This is a genomic window from Caballeronia grimmiae, from assembly GCF_022879615.1.
Taxonomy (GTDB): Bacteria; Pseudomonadota; Gammaproteobacteria; order Burkholderiales; family Burkholderiaceae; genus Caballeronia; species Caballeronia grimmiae.
Genome location: NZ_CP084271.1, coordinates 1,330,653 through 1,345,706 on the forward strand (window position 1 = coordinate 1,330,653; position 15,054 = coordinate 1,345,706).

A 15,054-nucleotide genomic window follows, 5' to 3' on the forward strand; every position below is an offset into this window, starting at 1 on the left:
CCTGCGCTATTTGACGATCTGTGCCCGGAACATCCGTTCAGCGGGGTGTCTAGCAAGAAGCGTCTAATGGCCAGTTCAGCCGCTCAAACCGAGATTCCCGGTCCGCCATTGCTGCCGAGCAACTGCTCGACTGCATCGGCGTCCTTATAATCCTGTTCGGGCAGACCGTCGAATATGGTAATGACATCGTTGCTGACGCCTGCTTCGCGCGCCGCATCGACGAGCGCATCCTTGTTGGCGGGGTACGTCACCCGGCGCAATACCTGCGCGATTTCGTCGTCGATCGGTTCATCGTTCAAACCGTGCTCCTGGGATGGCTGATCCGTCATCGTGGCGTCCTGTTGATGTTATTAAGATACGGAGCTGCACGCGAGGCGCTCAGGTCTGCACCTGGATCGTCTGGCTCGCCATGCCACGGGTCGGTGCGCGCGACTTCGGCAGAGGTACATGACGCCAGCGAGCGTGATCAAGACTTTGCGCCGAAATGTCGGGCGCAGGCGGTGCGACCGGCGCGGCATTGAGGCGCAACGCGGCGCGCGTCGCCGATGCGACGGCCACCGCTCCGTCCGACGAACTCGTATGCAGCGGCGCGGCGTAGCACGACGCCGAAACGAGAGCCATCGACAACAACGTTGAGGTCTTCATCGGGCAACCCCTCCTCACGTAAGCAGCGAGTAGCACGAAGCAAAGCCTATGCCGATGCCACGCTCGCTTGCGTTTCGCGTGTGCAGGCTCAGCAACCCCTGGCGCACGGGCGCGACGAGCGGGCGTCGCGCGACCATTCTTCGAGTAACGTGTGAACTCGCGCACAACGACATTCGCGCGATGCGACTTGCCGTACGCACCGGTAAGGCGGCACGAAATTGCACGGCTGCGCAGTTTCAGCGCGTCGTCGGGTTCAGACGGAAGTATGCGTCGAGGAGCGAAGTCTTGTACACGACGCCGAGCAAAAGCGGTTCACTCTGCCGTTCGACGACCGGCAGCCGCTCGCCCTGAAACGCCAGAAAGTGCTGCAACGCCTCGCCGAGCGACATGTCCGGCGTCAGCACATCGAAATGCGGCTGGAGATAATCGGCGGCGGTTTTCTTCGCAGTATCGTGCTCGTCGAGCAGATCGGACGTAATGTCCTTCAGCGCGACGACGCCGCGAAAGTGCCCGGCTTCGTCGATCACGTACAGATACTTCACCGGATATTCGAGGAATACGCGCGTCATGTCCTTCACGTTCGCGGTGAGCGGCACGACGGTATCGGGCGGCTTGACGAGCTCGCGCATCTGCGTCGCGGCGAGGCGCAGGCGCTCTTTCTCATCGCGTGTGCGGCGCAGCGTGACTTCGTACATCGACGTCTGTTCAGACGTACGCGCAATGAAATACGCGACCACGCAAGAGAGCATCAGCGGCAGCACGACCTGATACGAGAGCGTCATCTCGAAGATCATCAGGATCGCCATGAGCGGCGCGTGCGTTGCGGCGGCGAGGAACGCGCCCATGCCGACCATCGCATAGGCGAAGGGCGCGGAGGTCGCATTCGGCCAGATCGCATGAACCGCGATGCCGTACAGGCAGCCCAGCACCGCGCCGACGAATAGCGTCGGCGTGAAGATGCCGCCGACCGCGCCCGAGCCCGTCGTCGCGGCTGTCGCGATGATCTTGAACACCAGCACGGTCAGAAGCGCCGTCCACGTCCACGGCTGATGCAACAGCGAGTTCACCACTTCATAGCCGTTGCCCCAGACTTCGGGCCACCAGATCGAGATGACGCCGACGATCAGACCGCCCAGCGCAAGACGCAGCGGTAAAGGCAGCGGCAGCAGCGAGAAGCGCTTCTTCGACGCCGCCAGCAGCCGCAAGAAGTGCGGCGCGAGCGTGCCGCACAACACGCCCAGCACGACGAACAGCAGCACTTCGACACCGGCGATCGTCGGAAACACCGGCATCTCGTAGGGCGGGCGATACCCGGCGAACTCGCGCATCGTGATATTCGCGACGACCGACGATACGACGACCGGCCCGAAGCTCTCCATCGCCATCGAACCGAGGACGATCTCCGTGACGAAGAACGCTCCCGCGATTGGCGCGTTATAGGCCGACGTGATGCCCGCTGCCGCGCCGCACGCCACGAGCAGGCGCAACCGCGGCGGATCGAAATGAACCCATCGCCCGATCAGCGACGACGCCAGCGCGGCAAGCTGCACCATCGATCCTTCGCGGCCGATCGAGCCGCCGCTCGTGATCGTGAACAGGGACGACAGGCTGCGCCAGATGCTTTGCCTCACGGGCACCGCGCCATCGCCGATGGTGACCGCTTCCATGTAGTCGGTGTTCGCGTTCTTCTTCGTGTGGCGTCGCGCAGCGATCAGACAGAAGCCCGCGACGAGCCCGCCCGCAGCGGGAAGCGCGACCCGGACAGGCCACGGCAGGATGTTCGCGAGCGCAACGAGTCCTTCCGAGTGATTGCCGAGCAGCCGTTGCGTGAACGCGATGCCTTCGCGAAAGACGGTCGTCGCAAGCGCGCCGGCCACCCCGACCACGACGGCCCAGATGAGCATCGTGTGCGAATCGGACAGGCGAAAAAGCCGTTGGGCGCGCGTGCGCAGCTTGAGCAGGAACGAAAGCACGTTTGCTGTTTTCGTGAAAAGCTTAGAAGGAAATGGAATATGGAGCGCCCGCAAGGATAGCATTGCGGAGCGCGCGTGGAGCCTGGGCGCGCGCACAAAAAAGCCCGGCTCGTGATGCGAGCCGGGCTTCATCGCGCAGGCCGATGCCGCGCTCTCGGCGCGCTACCACTTCGGCGCGAACGGCGGATTCGCGTTGCGCTTTCCTTCGTCGAGCGCGTCGATTTTGGCGATGTCGTCGGCTTCGAGCTTGAGCTTTTGCGCGTCCCAGTTGATCTGCTGATGCTCCGCATTCGTCGATGCCGACAGCACCACGATGTCCCGCGACAGCAGCCACGCAAAGGTCACTTGCGCGGGTGTTGCGCCGTGTTTGGCGGCGATCGCTTTGATCGTCGGATCGTTATGCGCGCGGCCTTCGCCGAGTGGCATGTAGGCCGTGACCTTGACGCCGAGCCGCTGCGTGGCTTCGACGAGCGCCCGGTTCGCGAGGAACGGGCTTACTTCGATCTGATTCGTCACGATCTCGCGGCCGCCCGGCGCGTTCAGCGCCTCTTCGAGTAGCGGCGCCGTAAAGTTCGACACGCCGTAGTGGCCAATCAGGCCGAGTTGCCTTGCTTCCTGCATCGCGGCGAGCGTCTCGGCAATCGGCACCGCGCCGTTCGGCGATGGCCAGTGCACGAGCGCAAGATCGATCGTCCCGATGTCGAGCAGCGCGTGACTCTCCTTCAGAATCGCGATCAGCTTGTCGCGCGCGAGCCGCTCCCACCAGACCTTCGTCGTTACCCAGACGTCGTCCCGAGGAATGCCTGAATCCCGGACGCCCTGACCAACGGCGGCTTCGTTGTTGTAGAACTGAGCGGTATCAATGTGACGATAGCCAATCTGCAAGGCGCTCTTGACTGCGTTCACCGTTTTGTCGGCATCGACGCGAAACGTGCCGAGACCGAAGGATGGAATCGTTGCGACCATTCTGGCTCCTTGTGACGAGTGAGTTTGCATCGACCGGGCGCGTGAGTCACTTAGCGTCCTGATCGAGTTCGGGATAGTGACGGAAAATGCCGGATTCGTTGAACGGGATGCGTCGCTCCGAATCCACGTACGCAGCGATGTTGGGCCGCGCGAGCACCGCGTCGTGCAGCGCAGACACGCGCGGATAGTGCTCCGCGAATGTCTTCATCGCGCGAGGGAATGCGTAATGCAAACCTTCGACGAGCTGAAACATCGACAGATCGACGTAAGTGATCGTGTCGCCGATCATCTGCGTATCGCCGTGCGGGTTCTGCTTGAGCACGCGTTCGAAGTATCCGAAGAACTTCGGCACGCGCTTGTCGAGAAAATTCTGCGCGCGAATCTTGGCGGCGTCTTTTTGGTCTTCAAAATACAAGTCCGTGGCGAGCGGATGATGCGTGTCATGCACTTCCGCGACGAAATCAGTGATCGTCAGTTGCAGTCCATGCGCGACGTAACGCGAGCCTTCATCCTTCGGCGCAAGATTCAGCTTCGGACCGAGATACAACAGAATGTTCGCCACATGCGGCACGATGAGTTCACCGTCTTTCAGAAACGGCGGTGCGAAGGGAATGTGCGGCTCGGTCCTGCTGTTCATCAGCCTCATCATGGCGTCCGTGCCATAGCCGTCTTTCTTCGATTCGCGCGCCACGTCGATGTACTCAGCGCCCGCATCCTCCAGCGCGAGCCGCACGAATTCACCGCGGCCCTGCAGACCGTCCCAGTAGTAGAGTTCGTAAGCCATGCGTGAGCTCCTCGTCAGTCGTGCCGCAAGCCGCGGCGTTGTCTGTCATCGTCCATTGAAGCACGGCTGCGAGCAACGGCTATTCCTGTGCTGGTGAGCGGCCAGCGGTCAAAAAGCCCCGGTGTAGAATGGTTTTCTGCATTCGGCATGCATGAAGTACCGGACGCATAGCGGCAGCGAAAGACATAGACATCGAAGCGGAGAAGGGATGGACAAGCAAGGCTTCACCACGGGCATCGTTCACGGCGACAGAAACACGGGTGTCGAACACGGTGGCCTGCGCCAACCGATTCACACATCGGTCCAGTATGGATTCGAGCGCGTGGAAGATCTGATCGGCGTATTCCAGGGCACGAAGAAAGGCGGATTCAATTACGCGCGGCAAGGCACGCCGACTACCGCCGCGCTGGAACGCAAGATTACGAACCTCGAGGAAGGCGTCGGCTCAATATGTTTCAGCACGGGCATGGCGGCGATCACGGCGGTGTTCCTCACGCTTTTGCGTGCGGGCGATCATCTCGTCGCGAGCCGCTACGTCTTCGGCAATACGAACAGCCTGTTCAATACGTTGCGCACCCTCGGCGTCGAAGTGACGACCGTCGATGCCGGCGTGCGCGATAACGTGGCCGATGCCATCAAGCCGAACACGCGCATGGTGTTCGTCGAAACGATCGCTAATCCGGGCACGCAGATTCCGGACCTTCGGGGTATCGGCGAACTGTGCGGCGAACGTGGGCTTGCGTATGTCGTCGACAACACGATCACGTCGCCTGCGCTGTTTCGGCCGAAGCACGTCGGCGCGAGCCTCGTCATCAATTCGCTGACGAAGACCATTGCGGGTCATGGCGCGGCGCTCGGCGGGGCAGTCACCGATACCGGGCTGTTCGACTGGAGTCAATATCCGAACATCGCGGAGGATTACCGCCGTTCCGCATCGAAAGAACAAGGCCTTCTGCAGATTCGCAAGAAAGGTCTGCGCGATATGGGCGCGGCCTTGTCATCGGAACAGGCGCATCAGATTGCGTTGGGGGCTGAGACGCTTGCGTTACGCGTCGCGAAGTGCAGCGACAATGCGCTCGCGCTCGCGAATTATCTGGAGCGACACGACGCGATTGGCAACGTGTTTTATCCGGGGCTCGAAAGTCATCCGCAGCATGGCATCGCGAAGGCGCTGTTCAAGAGCGGCTCGTGGCTGCTGTCATTCGAGTTGCGTAATCCGGATCGAATGGTCGATGTCATCAACGCTTTGCAACTACCCGTCAAAGCCACCGGCCTCGGCGACACGCGCACGCTCATTATTCCCGTTGCGCCGACGATCTTCTTCGAGGCCGGCGAGCAAACGCGCAAGGCGATGGGCATATCGGACGGGATGATCCGGCTGTCGGCAGGCATCGAGGAAATCGACGACCTGATCAGCGATTTCGAGCAAGCCTTGAAGCTCGCATAAGTGGTTTTCTTCTGAATGCAAACAAAAGGGCCGCCTTCGCATGAAGGCGGCCTTTGCATTTTGAATGCGGTCGATTAGCTGAACAGGCGCTCGACGCCGAGGGTGATCGCCAGTCCGCCGCCGATCAGCCATGCATAAAGGATCGCGCCGGTGGCAAGCGCACGCGGGCCCGCTTCGCGGATCTGCGAGATGCGCGTTTCCATGCCGAGCGCGGTCATTGCCATGGTGAGCGCGAAAGTGTCGAGCGTGTTGAGCGTGCTGGTTGCGGCATCGGGCAGCACATGCAGCGAGTTCACGACGACGAGCGCCAGAAAACCGAGCGCGAACCAGGGCACCGCGAGCTTGCCTTTGCCCGCTTGAGGCGTACCGTCCGACGCGTGATTGGCGCCGCGTGAGCGGCTGACCCAGAATCCCACGACGAGCAGCACGGGCACGAGCAGCATTACGCGCGTCATTTTCACGATGGTCGCAATGTGCGTCGCTTCCGGGCTGACGTTGCTCGCTGCGCCCACGACCTGCGCCACTTCGTGGATCGTGCCGCCGAAGAACAGGCCCGCGCCGAGCGTATCAAGATGGAGCCAGCCGGCGTGCATCGCGAGCGGATAAAGGAACATCGAAAGCGTGCCGAACAACACGACGCTGCCGACGGCCATTGCGCTCTTGTGCGGCTTCGACTGCAGCGTGGATTCGAACGCGAGCACGGCCGCCGCGCCGCAAATCGCGCTGCCGGCAGCGGTGAGGAGGGCGGTATCGCGATCGAGCTTCATTAGCTTCATGCCGGCCCATGTGCCGATGACGAGCGTGCTGACCACGACAAGCACCGACACGGTGATGCCAGCGAGACCGACCTGCGCGATTTCCTGCAGACTCACGCGTAGCCCGAAGAACGCGACCGCGATCCGCAGGAGTTTGCGCGCCGAGAAGTTCACGCCGGCCGCCCAGCTTTGCGGCATGCCATCCTTGAGTGCGTTGCCGTAGATCGCCCCCGCGATGATGCCGACGATCAGCGGGCTGATTCCAAGCCCGGCGATGGCGGGCAGCGCCGCGAGCCGCGTGACCGCCGCCGCGAACAGCGCGACGAACAAGATACCGTTCAGTTGTCCGCGTGCGGTGGAATGCGAAGTACCGGGAGCGTGCGATTGGAGCGTGGACATGGCGTCCTTCCTGCGAGCGTTAGGGCGATGTCGTTATCCTATTCTTGATATATGCATATGAAAAATCGTGATTTAGAATGCAATATATCGGCTGAAATGATATTTTTACGAAATGACCCCGGAACAACTGATAACCTTCGCCACGGTGGCAGACCACAGCAACATCAGCCGGGCGGCAATCGCATTGCATTTATCGCAGCCTGCCGTGTCGGGGCAACTCCGGCTATTGCAGGAAGAATTTGGCGAACCGCTGTATCAGCGCGATGGACGCGGCGTTCGCCTCACGCCCGCGGGCGAACAACTGCTCGTGCATGCCGCACGGCTACGCGAAACTTTCCGGGACGCACATGGCCTGCGCGACGCGATGCGCGGTTTCGAGCGCGGCACGCTGCGCGTCGGCGCTAGCACGACGCCCGCCAGCTATCTGTTGCCCTACCTGATCGCCGCTTTCCATAAGCGATATCCGGACGTCGCTGTGACGACCATCGATGGCAATACCACCGAGATTCTTGCGGCGCTCGGTTCGCTCGATATCGCCATCATCGAAGGGCCAGCGGGGCTCGAACTGCCTGCCACCGCGAGCGTCACGCCGTGGCGCGAGGACGAGATCGTCGCGATCGTGCCAAGTGACCATCCACTCGCCGATGGTCGCGATGCCGCCACGCTCCCGGCCTTGAGCGAGCATCCGCTCGTGTTGCGCGAACGCGGCTCGGGCGTGCGGCAGATCGTCGAGCGTGCCTTTGCGGATTGCGGCGCCCAGATGCGCGTCGCGCTGGAGATTGCGGGCGTCGAGGGCGTCAAGGAAGCAGTGCGGGCGGGGATGGGCATCGGGTTCGTATCGGCGATGTCGATCCGTCACGAGTCCACGCTGCTGCGCTGCATGCACGTATTGCCGACGCCGCTCACGCGCCGCTTTTCCATCGTGATGCCGCATGCAGCGGCGCCGTCGCGCGTCGCATTGCGGTTCCTTGAACTTTGCGAACAATCTGATTGCTTCGGCTAGGGAATTCCACTATGGCGCGACTTGGCGCGCTCGGCGCACTATCTGTTCTCAGCAAGACGCCCAGGCGTCTTTTTTCTGGTCGGTGATTGGAACCGGTTCCAAGCGAGCGAGAGCGTGGTGGAAAACTCGAACAGCATTGAAGTCGTCATCGTCGCGAGCGCATTTGGCGCCGAAGCAGCGCGTCGCGATGGACACGCCGTTTGCGCGGAGAAGGCGGCACTCGCGGGCGCGGACGGTTTCGAAGTGCGGCGCGAGCTGATCGCCGACGATGCAGGCACGCAACTCGATGCGTTGGCTCGTCTCGGCGAACGTATTCGAGGCGCGGGTGTGTGGGCCGTGCACTCGACGCCCGCGACGCTGTTTCGTGGCGATGGTTCGTTGGATGCCGATGCGCTGACTCTCGCCATCGATGAAGCCCACGCGCTAGGCGCGCGCATCGTGAAGCTGCAGTTGGGCGGCAAAGAGGGCAGCGTCGCTACCGATGCCGCGACGATCGATTGCATTACGCGTGCAATCGCTGGCTCGCGGGCGCGGGTTGTCGTCGAAAACGGGCAGTCGGTAGAAGGCGGCCTGCCTGGTGCATTCGAGATGCTGTTCGCCGCGCTCCCCGCAGAGAGCGCTCTCGGTATGACGTTCGACACGGGCAACTGGCACTGGACGGGCGCCGATCCGCTCGATGCGGCGCAGCGGCTCGCGCCGCATGTCGCGTACGTGCATTGCAAGACGACGCAGGGCGAGGGCGCACGGCGCTTCGCCGTTGCGCCGGCGCACGACGACGCCCGCTTCGCCGCGATTCTCGAACAGTTGCCCCCGACCGTGCCGCGTGCGATCGAATATCCGCTCCAGAGCGAAGCCGACGCCGCCGTCCAGGTTGCGCGCATCGCGGCATTTTGAATTCAGCGCGCTGCATGCCGCATTTAGCATGCAAACGCGTAGCACCCAGCACAGAACACAAGGACCCGACATGCAAATACAACACGAAGCCCTAGATGTGGTCACCTACGGCGAAGCGATGGCGATGTTCGTCGCGGCCGCCACGGGGGATCTCGCGACGGTCGGCCAGTTCACCAAGCGCGTGGCCGGTGCGGACCTGAACGTGGCGATCGGCCTGTCGCGGCTCGGTTTCAAGGTGGGCTGGATGAGCCGTGTCGGCAACGATTCGTTCGGCCGCTATGTGCTCGACGTGCTCGCCGCCGAGGGTATCGACGCGCGCCGCGTGACGGTCGACGAGCGCTATCCGACCGGCTTTCAGCTCAAGGGCAAGTGTGACGACGGCAGCGATCCGGCCGTCGAATATTTCCGCAAGAATTCCGCCGCGAGCCATCTGTCTCTCGACGACTATGCCGCCGACTACGTGCTCGGCGCGCGTCACTTGCATCTGACTGGGGTGGCCCCGGCGATATCGGCGACTTCGCGCGAACTCGCTTTCCACATGGCGCGCGAAATGCGTGCTGCAGGCAAGTCGATCTCCTTCGATCCGAACTTGCGCCCGACGCTGTGGCCGTCGCGTGAAGCGATGGCCGATGCTTTGAACGCGCTGGCTGAACTGGCCGATTGGGTGCTCCCGGGCGTGAACGAGGGTTTGACGCTTACCGGCTACGCGAAGCCCGAAGACATCGCGGCGTTCTATCTGGATCGTGGCGCAAAGGGCGTAATCGTGAAACTGGGGGCGCACGGTGCGTATTTTCGCACTGCTGACGACGAGGGCATCGTGCCGGCGGCGCCGGTCGCGAATGTCGTCGATACGGTCGGCGCGGGCGATGGCTTCGCGGTCGGCGTCGTCAGCGCGCTCCTCGAAGGACGCGACATGCGCGATGCAATCGTTCGCGGCAACCGCATCGGTGCACTGGCGATTCAGGTTATCGGCGATAGCGAAGGCCTGCCGACGCGCGCCGCGCTCGATGCACTCGAAGCGCAGGATTCCAACGACAAGACGGCCCGAGCCGCAGTCATCGCCTGATCAGTGAACCGCGAGTAACGCGTCGGCAAGACCGACGCGGACTACCCAGAGAGACTCAACCGACTTACGTTCGGAGACAACCATGCATTCTTCCTCGACACCCAAGCTGGCGGTCCGCCGCTGGTGGGCGATCATGCCGATCGTCTTCATTACCTACAGCCTCGCTTATCTGGACCGCGCGAATTATGGTTTCGCGGCGGCTGCGGGCATTAATCAGGATCTCGGCATTAGCAAGGGTTTGTCGTCGCTGATTGGCGCGCTGTTCTTCCTGGGCTACTTCTTCTTCCAGATTCCGGGCGCGATCTATGCCGAGCGGCGCAGTGTGAAGAAGCTCGTGTTCTGGAGCCTCGTGCTGTGGGGCGGTTGTGCTGCGGCGACGGGCATGGTTAGCAACATTCCATCGCTGATGGCAATTCGTTTCGTGCTGGGCGTGGTCGAGGCGGCGGTGATGCCCGCGATGCTCGTGTTCATCGCGAACTGGTTCACCAAGTCCGAGCGCTCGCGTGCGAACACCTTCCTCATTCTGGGCAACCCGGTGACGGTGCTGTGGATGTCGGTCGTATCGGGCTATCTCGTGAACTCGTTCGGATGGCGTCACATGTTCATTGCGGAAGGCTTGCCGGCTGTCGTATGGGCGGTGATCTGGTGGTTCATCGTGAAGGACAAGCCTGCGCAGGTGAACTGGCTGTCAGAGCAGGAAAAGCGTGACCTCGATGCGACGCTGCGTGCCGAGCAGGCTGCTATCAAGCCGGTAAAGAATTATGGTGAGGCGTTCAAGTCGCCGGCGGTCATCAAGCTGTGTGCGCAGTATTTCTGCTGGAGCATCGGTGTTTATGGCTTTGTGCTGTGGTTGCCGTCGATTTTGAAGAACGGTTCGACGCTTGGCATGGTCGAGACGGGCTGGCTGTCTGCGGTGCCGTATCTCGCTGCGACCATTGCGATGCTGCTCGCTTCGTGGGCTTCCGACAAGTTGCAGGCGCGCAAGGCTTTCGTATGGCCGTTTTTGCTCGTCGGTGCTATCGCGTTCGCGGGTTCGTATTTGCTCGGTTCGACTAACTTTTGGGGTTCGTATGCGTTGCTCGTGATTGCTGGGGCGGCGATGTATGCGCCTTATGGGCCGTTCTTTGCGATCGTGCCGGAGCTTCTGCCGAAGAACGTCGCGGGTGGGGCGATGGCGCTTATCAATAGCATGGGTGCGCTTGGGTCGTTCGTTGGGTCCTATGTGGTGGGTTATCTCAATGGGGCGACCGGGTCGCCGGCCGCTTCCTACGTCTTCATGAGCGCTGCGCTGCTCGGGGCTGTGTGGCTTACGTTGGCTGTTAAGCCTCAAGGCGGTGTTCGCGGGGCGGCGGTGGTTCGGTCTTGATGTGCGCTTCATCTAGGGCATTCTTCGTGCGTTGAACTTGTGTTCGTGTCGGTCTATTGGCTCGCCCCTTCCCGGGCGGGGGTCACTTTCTTTGCCGCTGCAAAGAAAGTAAGCAAAGCAAGCGGCTTTTCTGGCCCGAAGCACTGACCTGTTGTCCACTTCGTAGAACAGCGGTGGCACTCAGCTTGAAAGAGCCTTGAATCGCCTTCCACGCCCGCTGACAACTAACGTCCTCCGAGCCCCTTGGCTCGGCAACACCAGTGGAGCACGATGCGTAACGCACATCTTGAACGGCGAGCATCCGATCCAACAACAATTGCCAAGCGGAGAAGTAGCGCGAAGCGATTGAAAATTCAAGCATTGCTCCTCCACAGAGCGAGGCCTGTTTGCGTTGAATGATGAGTGCCGCGTTGCAAGCGTGATGACTGGCGTATGTTCGGTGTTGACGAGCCAAGAGGACGTGGCGCTCAGCGGGCGTGGAAGGTTGTTCAAGGATGCTAATTAATTTGAGTGCACCGATGTCCCACGAAGTGAGCACACGAGTTCATGCTGCGGGCGGTTCGAAAAAGCTGCTTTCCCCCGCCCCGGGGAGGGGCGAGCTAATAGACCGACGCGAAACAAAAAACATGAAGAGCAAGCAATTCGAAAACAGGCATATCATCGACAGGCAACCAGAAGCCAGAAGCAAACCACCAACCAAAAACTCCTCGCCCGAGTCAAGGGCACCCCAACCCCTATGAATCGCAAAAAAATCGTAGCCTACAAACCCTTACCGTCCGACGTGGAAGCCTACCTGCGAGACCACGCAGACGTAATCAACGTCGACCCGAAGGACAAAGCCGCGTTCATAGCGGCGCTAAACGACGCCGACGGTGCCATCGGCGCAAGCGTGAAGATATCGCCCGACATGATCGAAGGCGCCACGCGCCTGAAAGCGTTCTCGACCGTCTCGGTAGGCTACGATCAATTCGATGTCGACGACCTCACGCGCCGCGGCATCATCCTCACGCACACGCCCGATGTGCTCACTGAATCCACCGCCGATACCGTCTTCGCCCTTATCCTCGCGAGCGCGAGACGGGTCGTCGAACTGGCCGAATGGGTCAAGGAAGGCAACTGGAAAGCAAGCATCGGTGAAGCATGCTTCGGCGTCGACGTGCAGGGAAAGACGCTCGGCATCGTCGGACTCGGCCGTATCGGCGGAGCAGTGGCAAGACGCGCTGCGCTAGGCTTTCGCATGAACGTGCTCTACACGAATCGCCACGCTAATGAGAAAGCAGAGAAGCAGTACGGCGCGAAACGTGTCACGCTCGACGAACTGCTCGCGCAATCCGATTTCGTCTGCCTGCAAGTGCCGCTCACGCCCGAAACACGCGGTCTCATCGGCGCCGACGAGTTGAAGAAGATGAAGCCAAGCGCGATCCTCATCAACGCATCGCGCGGGCCGACCGTCGATGAAGCCGCGCTCATTGAAGCGCTCAGGGATGGCGTGATCCGCGCCGCGGGACTGGATGTCTTCGAGCACGAACCGCTGCCCGCGGATTCGCCGCTGCTCGCCATGAAGAACGTCGTCGCGCTGCCGCATATTGGTTCGGCCACCTACGAAACTCGACACGCAATGAATCGCAACGCTGCGGAAAACCTGCTCGGCGCGCTCGACGGGACGCTCACGCAAAACATCGTCAACCGCGAAGTCCGCATGCGCTGACAGCGATGGGATGGCCATGGTGCATGCGCTAACATGCTTAGGGCGTGCGCACGCCATCCGCAGGGGATGGCTTCGCCGCCCCAACAGCAGGAGACAGGCCGCAATGACGAACAAGTCCAACGACCCCGATCACCCAGGCACCGAGGCGCATCGTCCGCGATCCTTCGCCGGCCGGCCCGCCACGATCACCGATGTCGCTCGCGAAGCCGGCACCGGCAAAACAAGCATCTCGCGCTATCTCAACGGCGAAACCGGCGTGCTCTCACGCGATCTGCTTGGACGAATCGAAGCAGCCATCGCGAAGCTCGACTATCGTCCCAATCAAATGGCGCGCGGCCTCAAACGCGGCCGCAATCGCCTGATCGGCATGCTGCTCGCCGACCTGACCAATCCTTACTCCGTCGAAGTGCTGCAAGGCGTCGAGGCCGCATGCCATGCGCTCGGCTACATGCCGCTCATTTGCCATGCCGCGAATGAAGTCGACATGGAGCGGCGCTATCTGCAATTGCTGACGACGTATCGCGTCGAAGGGGTCATCGTCAATGCGCTGGGCGTGAAGGAAGAACTGCTGCAAGGCTTCACGCATGGCGGCATCCCCGTCGTGCTCGTGGATCGCACGGTCGAAGGCATCGTGACCGACATGGTCGGCCTCGACAACCCCGCCGCCGTCGCACTCGCAACGCGTCATCTCGTCGACGAAGGCTTCGACGAACTGCTTTTCATCGTGCAGCCGGTGACGCACGTCAGTTCACGGCGCTTGCGCGAAGCGGCGTTTCGTGAGACCGTCGCGTCGCTTCGCGCAAGCGGCTCCACGCTCGTCATCGATCTCGCCAGCGCGGCGTCTGCGCTCGCCGAGCTCGATGAGCGTATCGGTGCGGCGCGTGCGGCCGGCAAACGCGTTGCGCTTTTTGCAGCGAACGGACCGGTGGCGCTACGTGTCGCCGTGCATCTGAAGGAGCGGTTCGGCACAAACTGGCAGGCGAGCGTCGCGCTGCTTGCCATCGACGATTCCGAATGGGCGCAACTCGCCGGCATGACGGCGGTGCGGCAGCCTACTTATGAAATCGGCCGGCGTGCAGTCGAATTCCTGCACGAGCGGCTCGGCGGAGCGGCCATGCCGGCGCGCGAGTGCCTATTACCGGGCGAACTCATCGTGCGCGGATCGACACACTGCGCGGTGCCTGAACAAGCGCAACTCCCGTCTCAAGGTTTATGAAGGACAGCGAATGATCAGTCTTTCGACGCTTGCGAGTCTCGTGCTCGTGACGCTCGCCGTCGCCGCCATGCCGATCGTGTTGTATCGGCGGATGCGTCCGCGTTTCGGCCTCGTGCCGCGCGAGGCGATACTCGGCATCGCCGTCTTCGCGCTGTTCGCGATGGTCATCGAGCGCGCGCTCCACGGCTTCATGCTCGGCAACGCGGTCACGTCGAAGTGGCTCGCGAATCCCGTCGCCTTCGTCGTGTATGGCGCGCTGGCCGCCGGCGTCTGCGAGGAAGTGGGGCGCTTTCTCGGCATGAAATGGCTGATCCGACGCGAGCCGGCGGCGTTGCAGCGGCGCGGGCCGGGACTCGGCTATGGCATCGGGCATGGCGGGGCGGAAGCGTGGATTGTCGGCGTGCTCGTGCAGGCGCAATGGATCGTCTATGCGGTGCTCGCGAACAACGGCACGCTCGATTCGCACTTCGAAAGCGCGCCGCTCGATGCCATCGCCCGCATTCATGTGATCCTGATGAGCCTGTCGCCCGTATCGGCGGGGATCTTTCTGGTCGAGCGTGTGACCGCGTTCGTCTTTCAGCTCGGCTTTTCGGCGCTGATGTGGCAAATGCTGCGCGAGCGATCACGTCATGCGCTTGCCGTGCTGATCGCGGCGCATGCGCTCGTCGGCTTGCCGGCTGCGCTGTTTCAGGCGCGCCTGATTCCGCTGATCGCCGCCGATGCGGTTTATCTCGTGCTGGGCGCGATCGTTGCAGCGGCTCTGGTGCGGTACTATCGCCGCGCCGCCGACGACATTCGAATCGACGCGCGCCAACCCTGAACGACCGACATC

General features: G+C 62.1%; 14 protein-coding genes. 8 read left to right on the top strand and 6 right to left on the bottom strand.

All coding sequences use genetic code 11. The annotated features are described in order from the left end of the window. Positions 1 to 83: 83 nt before the first annotated feature. From LDZ21_RS06300 to LDZ21_RS06320, 5 genes are all read right to left on the bottom strand, one after another. Positions 84 to 329, bottom strand: a complete 246-nt coding sequence (locus tag LDZ21_RS06300) for a DUF2795 domain-containing protein (protein ID WP_244794650.1) — start codon at positions 327 to 329, stop codon at positions 84 to 86. 49 nt (positions 330 to 378) lie between these two features. Beyond that, positions 379 to 645: a hypothetical protein gene (locus LDZ21_RS06305; RefSeq protein WP_035966149.1), complete on the bottom strand. Its 267-nt coding sequence runs from the start codon at positions 643 to 645 to the stop codon at positions 379 to 381. Between the two features lie 236 nt (positions 646 to 881). Continuing rightward, positions 882 to 2,618 (bottom strand): ClcB-like voltage-gated chloride channel protein, encoded by a 1,737-nt coding sequence (locus LDZ21_RS06310; protein ID WP_244794651.1) that lies wholly within the window; start codon positions 2,616 to 2,618, stop codon positions 882 to 884. Between the two features lie 162 nt (positions 2,619 to 2,780). After that, positions 2,781 to 3,584 carry an aldo/keto reductase gene (locus LDZ21_RS06315; protein WP_244794652.1) on the bottom strand — a complete coding sequence of 268 codons (804 nt, stop codon included), beginning with the start codon at positions 3,582 to 3,584 and terminating at the stop codon, positions 2,781 to 2,783. Positions 3,585 to 3,630: 46 nt separating this feature from the next. Then, complete coding sequence (locus tag LDZ21_RS06320; protein WP_244794653.1) at positions 3,631 to 4,368, bottom strand: glutathione S-transferase; 738 nt, start codon at positions 4,366 to 4,368, stop codon at positions 3,631 to 3,633. A 208-nt stretch (positions 4,369 to 4,576) separates the two neighbouring features. Between LDZ21_RS06320 and LDZ21_RS06325 the strand changes: the two genes are divergently transcribed. Beyond that, positions 4,577 to 5,815 carry a cystathionine gamma-synthase family protein gene (locus LDZ21_RS06325; RefSeq protein ID WP_244794654.1) on the top strand — a complete coding sequence of 413 codons (1,239 nt, stop codon included), beginning with the start codon at positions 4,577 to 4,579 and terminating at the stop codon, positions 5,813 to 5,815. A 74-nt stretch (positions 5,816 to 5,889) separates the two neighbouring features. On the opposite strand, the gene LDZ21_RS06330 is transcribed toward LDZ21_RS06325, so the two are convergent. Then, a complete protein-coding gene (locus tag LDZ21_RS06330) occupies positions 5,890 to 6,969 on the bottom strand; it encodes a YeiH family protein (RefSeq protein ID WP_244794655.1) in 1,080 nt (359 codons plus the stop codon). Between the two features lie 112 nt (positions 6,970 to 7,081). Between LDZ21_RS06330 and LDZ21_RS06335 the strand changes: the two genes are divergently transcribed. From LDZ21_RS06335 to LDZ21_RS06365, 7 genes are all read left to right on the top strand, one after another. Continuing rightward, complete coding sequence (locus LDZ21_RS06335) at positions 7,082 to 7,972, top strand: LysR family transcriptional regulator (RefSeq protein ID WP_244794656.1); 891 nt, start codon at positions 7,082 to 7,084, stop codon at positions 7,970 to 7,972. Positions 7,973 to 8,089: 117 nt separating this feature from the next. Continuing rightward, positions 8,090 to 8,866 carry a sugar phosphate isomerase/epimerase family protein gene (locus tag LDZ21_RS06340; protein WP_244794657.1) on the top strand — a complete coding sequence of 259 codons (777 nt, stop codon included), beginning with the start codon at positions 8,090 to 8,092 and terminating at the stop codon, positions 8,864 to 8,866. Between the two features lie 70 nt (positions 8,867 to 8,936). Next, positions 8,937 to 9,932, top strand: a complete 996-nt coding sequence (locus LDZ21_RS06345) for a sugar kinase (RefSeq protein WP_244794658.1) — start codon at positions 8,937 to 8,939, stop codon at positions 9,930 to 9,932. A gap of 82 nt (positions 9,933 to 10,014) precedes the next feature. Next, positions 10,015 to 11,298: an MFS transporter gene (locus tag LDZ21_RS06350; protein WP_244794659.1), complete on the top strand. Its 1,284-nt coding sequence runs from the start codon at positions 10,015 to 10,017 to the stop codon at positions 11,296 to 11,298. Between the two features lie 736 nt (positions 11,299 to 12,034). After that, complete coding sequence (locus tag LDZ21_RS06355) at positions 12,035 to 13,006, top strand: 2-hydroxyacid dehydrogenase (protein ID WP_244794660.1); 972 nt, start codon at positions 12,035 to 12,037, stop codon at positions 13,004 to 13,006. A gap of 103 nt (positions 13,007 to 13,109) precedes the next feature. Continuing rightward, the gene (locus LDZ21_RS06360) at positions 13,110 to 14,222 is read left to right on the top strand and encodes a LacI family DNA-binding transcriptional regulator (protein WP_244794661.1); all 1,113 of its coding nucleotides are present in this window, start codon (positions 13,110 to 13,112) and stop codon (positions 14,220 to 14,222) included. 10 nt (positions 14,223 to 14,232) lie between these two features. After that, on the top strand, positions 14,233 to 15,042 hold the full coding sequence (locus LDZ21_RS06365; protein ID WP_244794662.1) for a YhfC family glutamic-type intramembrane protease: 810 nt from the start codon (positions 14,233 to 14,235) through the stop codon (positions 15,040 to 15,042). The last annotated feature ends 12 nt before the right edge of the window (positions 15,043 to 15,054 follow it).

What these genes read in the sequence shown, in the direction of transcription:
- LDZ21_RS06365 (WP_244794662.1), top strand. Translation starts at nt 14,233, where the DNA reads ATGATCAGTCTTTCGACGCTTGCGAGTCTCGTGCTCGTGACGCTCGCC.
- LDZ21_RS06305 (WP_035966149.1), bottom strand. Translation starts at nt 645, where the DNA reads ATGAAGACCTCAACGTTGTTGTCGATGGCTCTCGTTTCGGCGTCGTGC.
- LDZ21_RS06355 (WP_244794660.1), top strand. Translation starts at nt 12,035, where the DNA reads ATGAATCGCAAAAAAATCGTAGCCTACAAACCCTTACCGTCCGACGTG.
- LDZ21_RS06345 (WP_244794658.1), top strand. Translation starts at nt 8,937, where the DNA reads ATGCAAATACAACACGAAGCCCTAGATGTGGTCACCTACGGCGAAGCG.
- LDZ21_RS06360 (WP_244794661.1), top strand. Translation starts at nt 13,110, where the DNA reads ATGACGAACAAGTCCAACGACCCCGATCACCCAGGCACCGAGGCGCAT.
- LDZ21_RS06315 (WP_244794652.1), bottom strand. Translation starts at nt 3,584, where the DNA reads ATGGTCGCAACGATTCCATCCTTCGGTCTCGGCACGTTTCGCGTCGAT.
- LDZ21_RS06325 (WP_244794654.1), top strand. Translation starts at nt 4,577, where the DNA reads ATGGACAAGCAAGGCTTCACCACGGGCATCGTTCACGGCGACAGAAAC.
- LDZ21_RS06300 (WP_244794650.1), bottom strand. Translation starts at nt 329, where the DNA reads ATGACGGATCAGCCATCCCAGGAGCACGGTTTGAACGATGAACCGATC.
- LDZ21_RS06330 (WP_244794655.1), bottom strand. Translation starts at nt 6,969, where the DNA reads ATGTCCACGCTCCAATCGCACGCTCCCGGTACTTCGCATTCCACCGCA.
- LDZ21_RS06335 (WP_244794656.1), top strand. Translation starts at nt 7,082, where the DNA reads ATGACCCCGGAACAACTGATAACCTTCGCCACGGTGGCAGACCACAGC.
- LDZ21_RS06350 (WP_244794659.1), top strand. Translation starts at nt 10,015, where the DNA reads ATGCATTCTTCCTCGACACCCAAGCTGGCGGTCCGCCGCTGGTGGGCG.
- LDZ21_RS06320 (WP_244794653.1), bottom strand. Translation starts at nt 4,368, where the DNA reads ATGGCTTACGAACTCTACTACTGGGACGGTCTGCAGGGCCGCGGTGAA.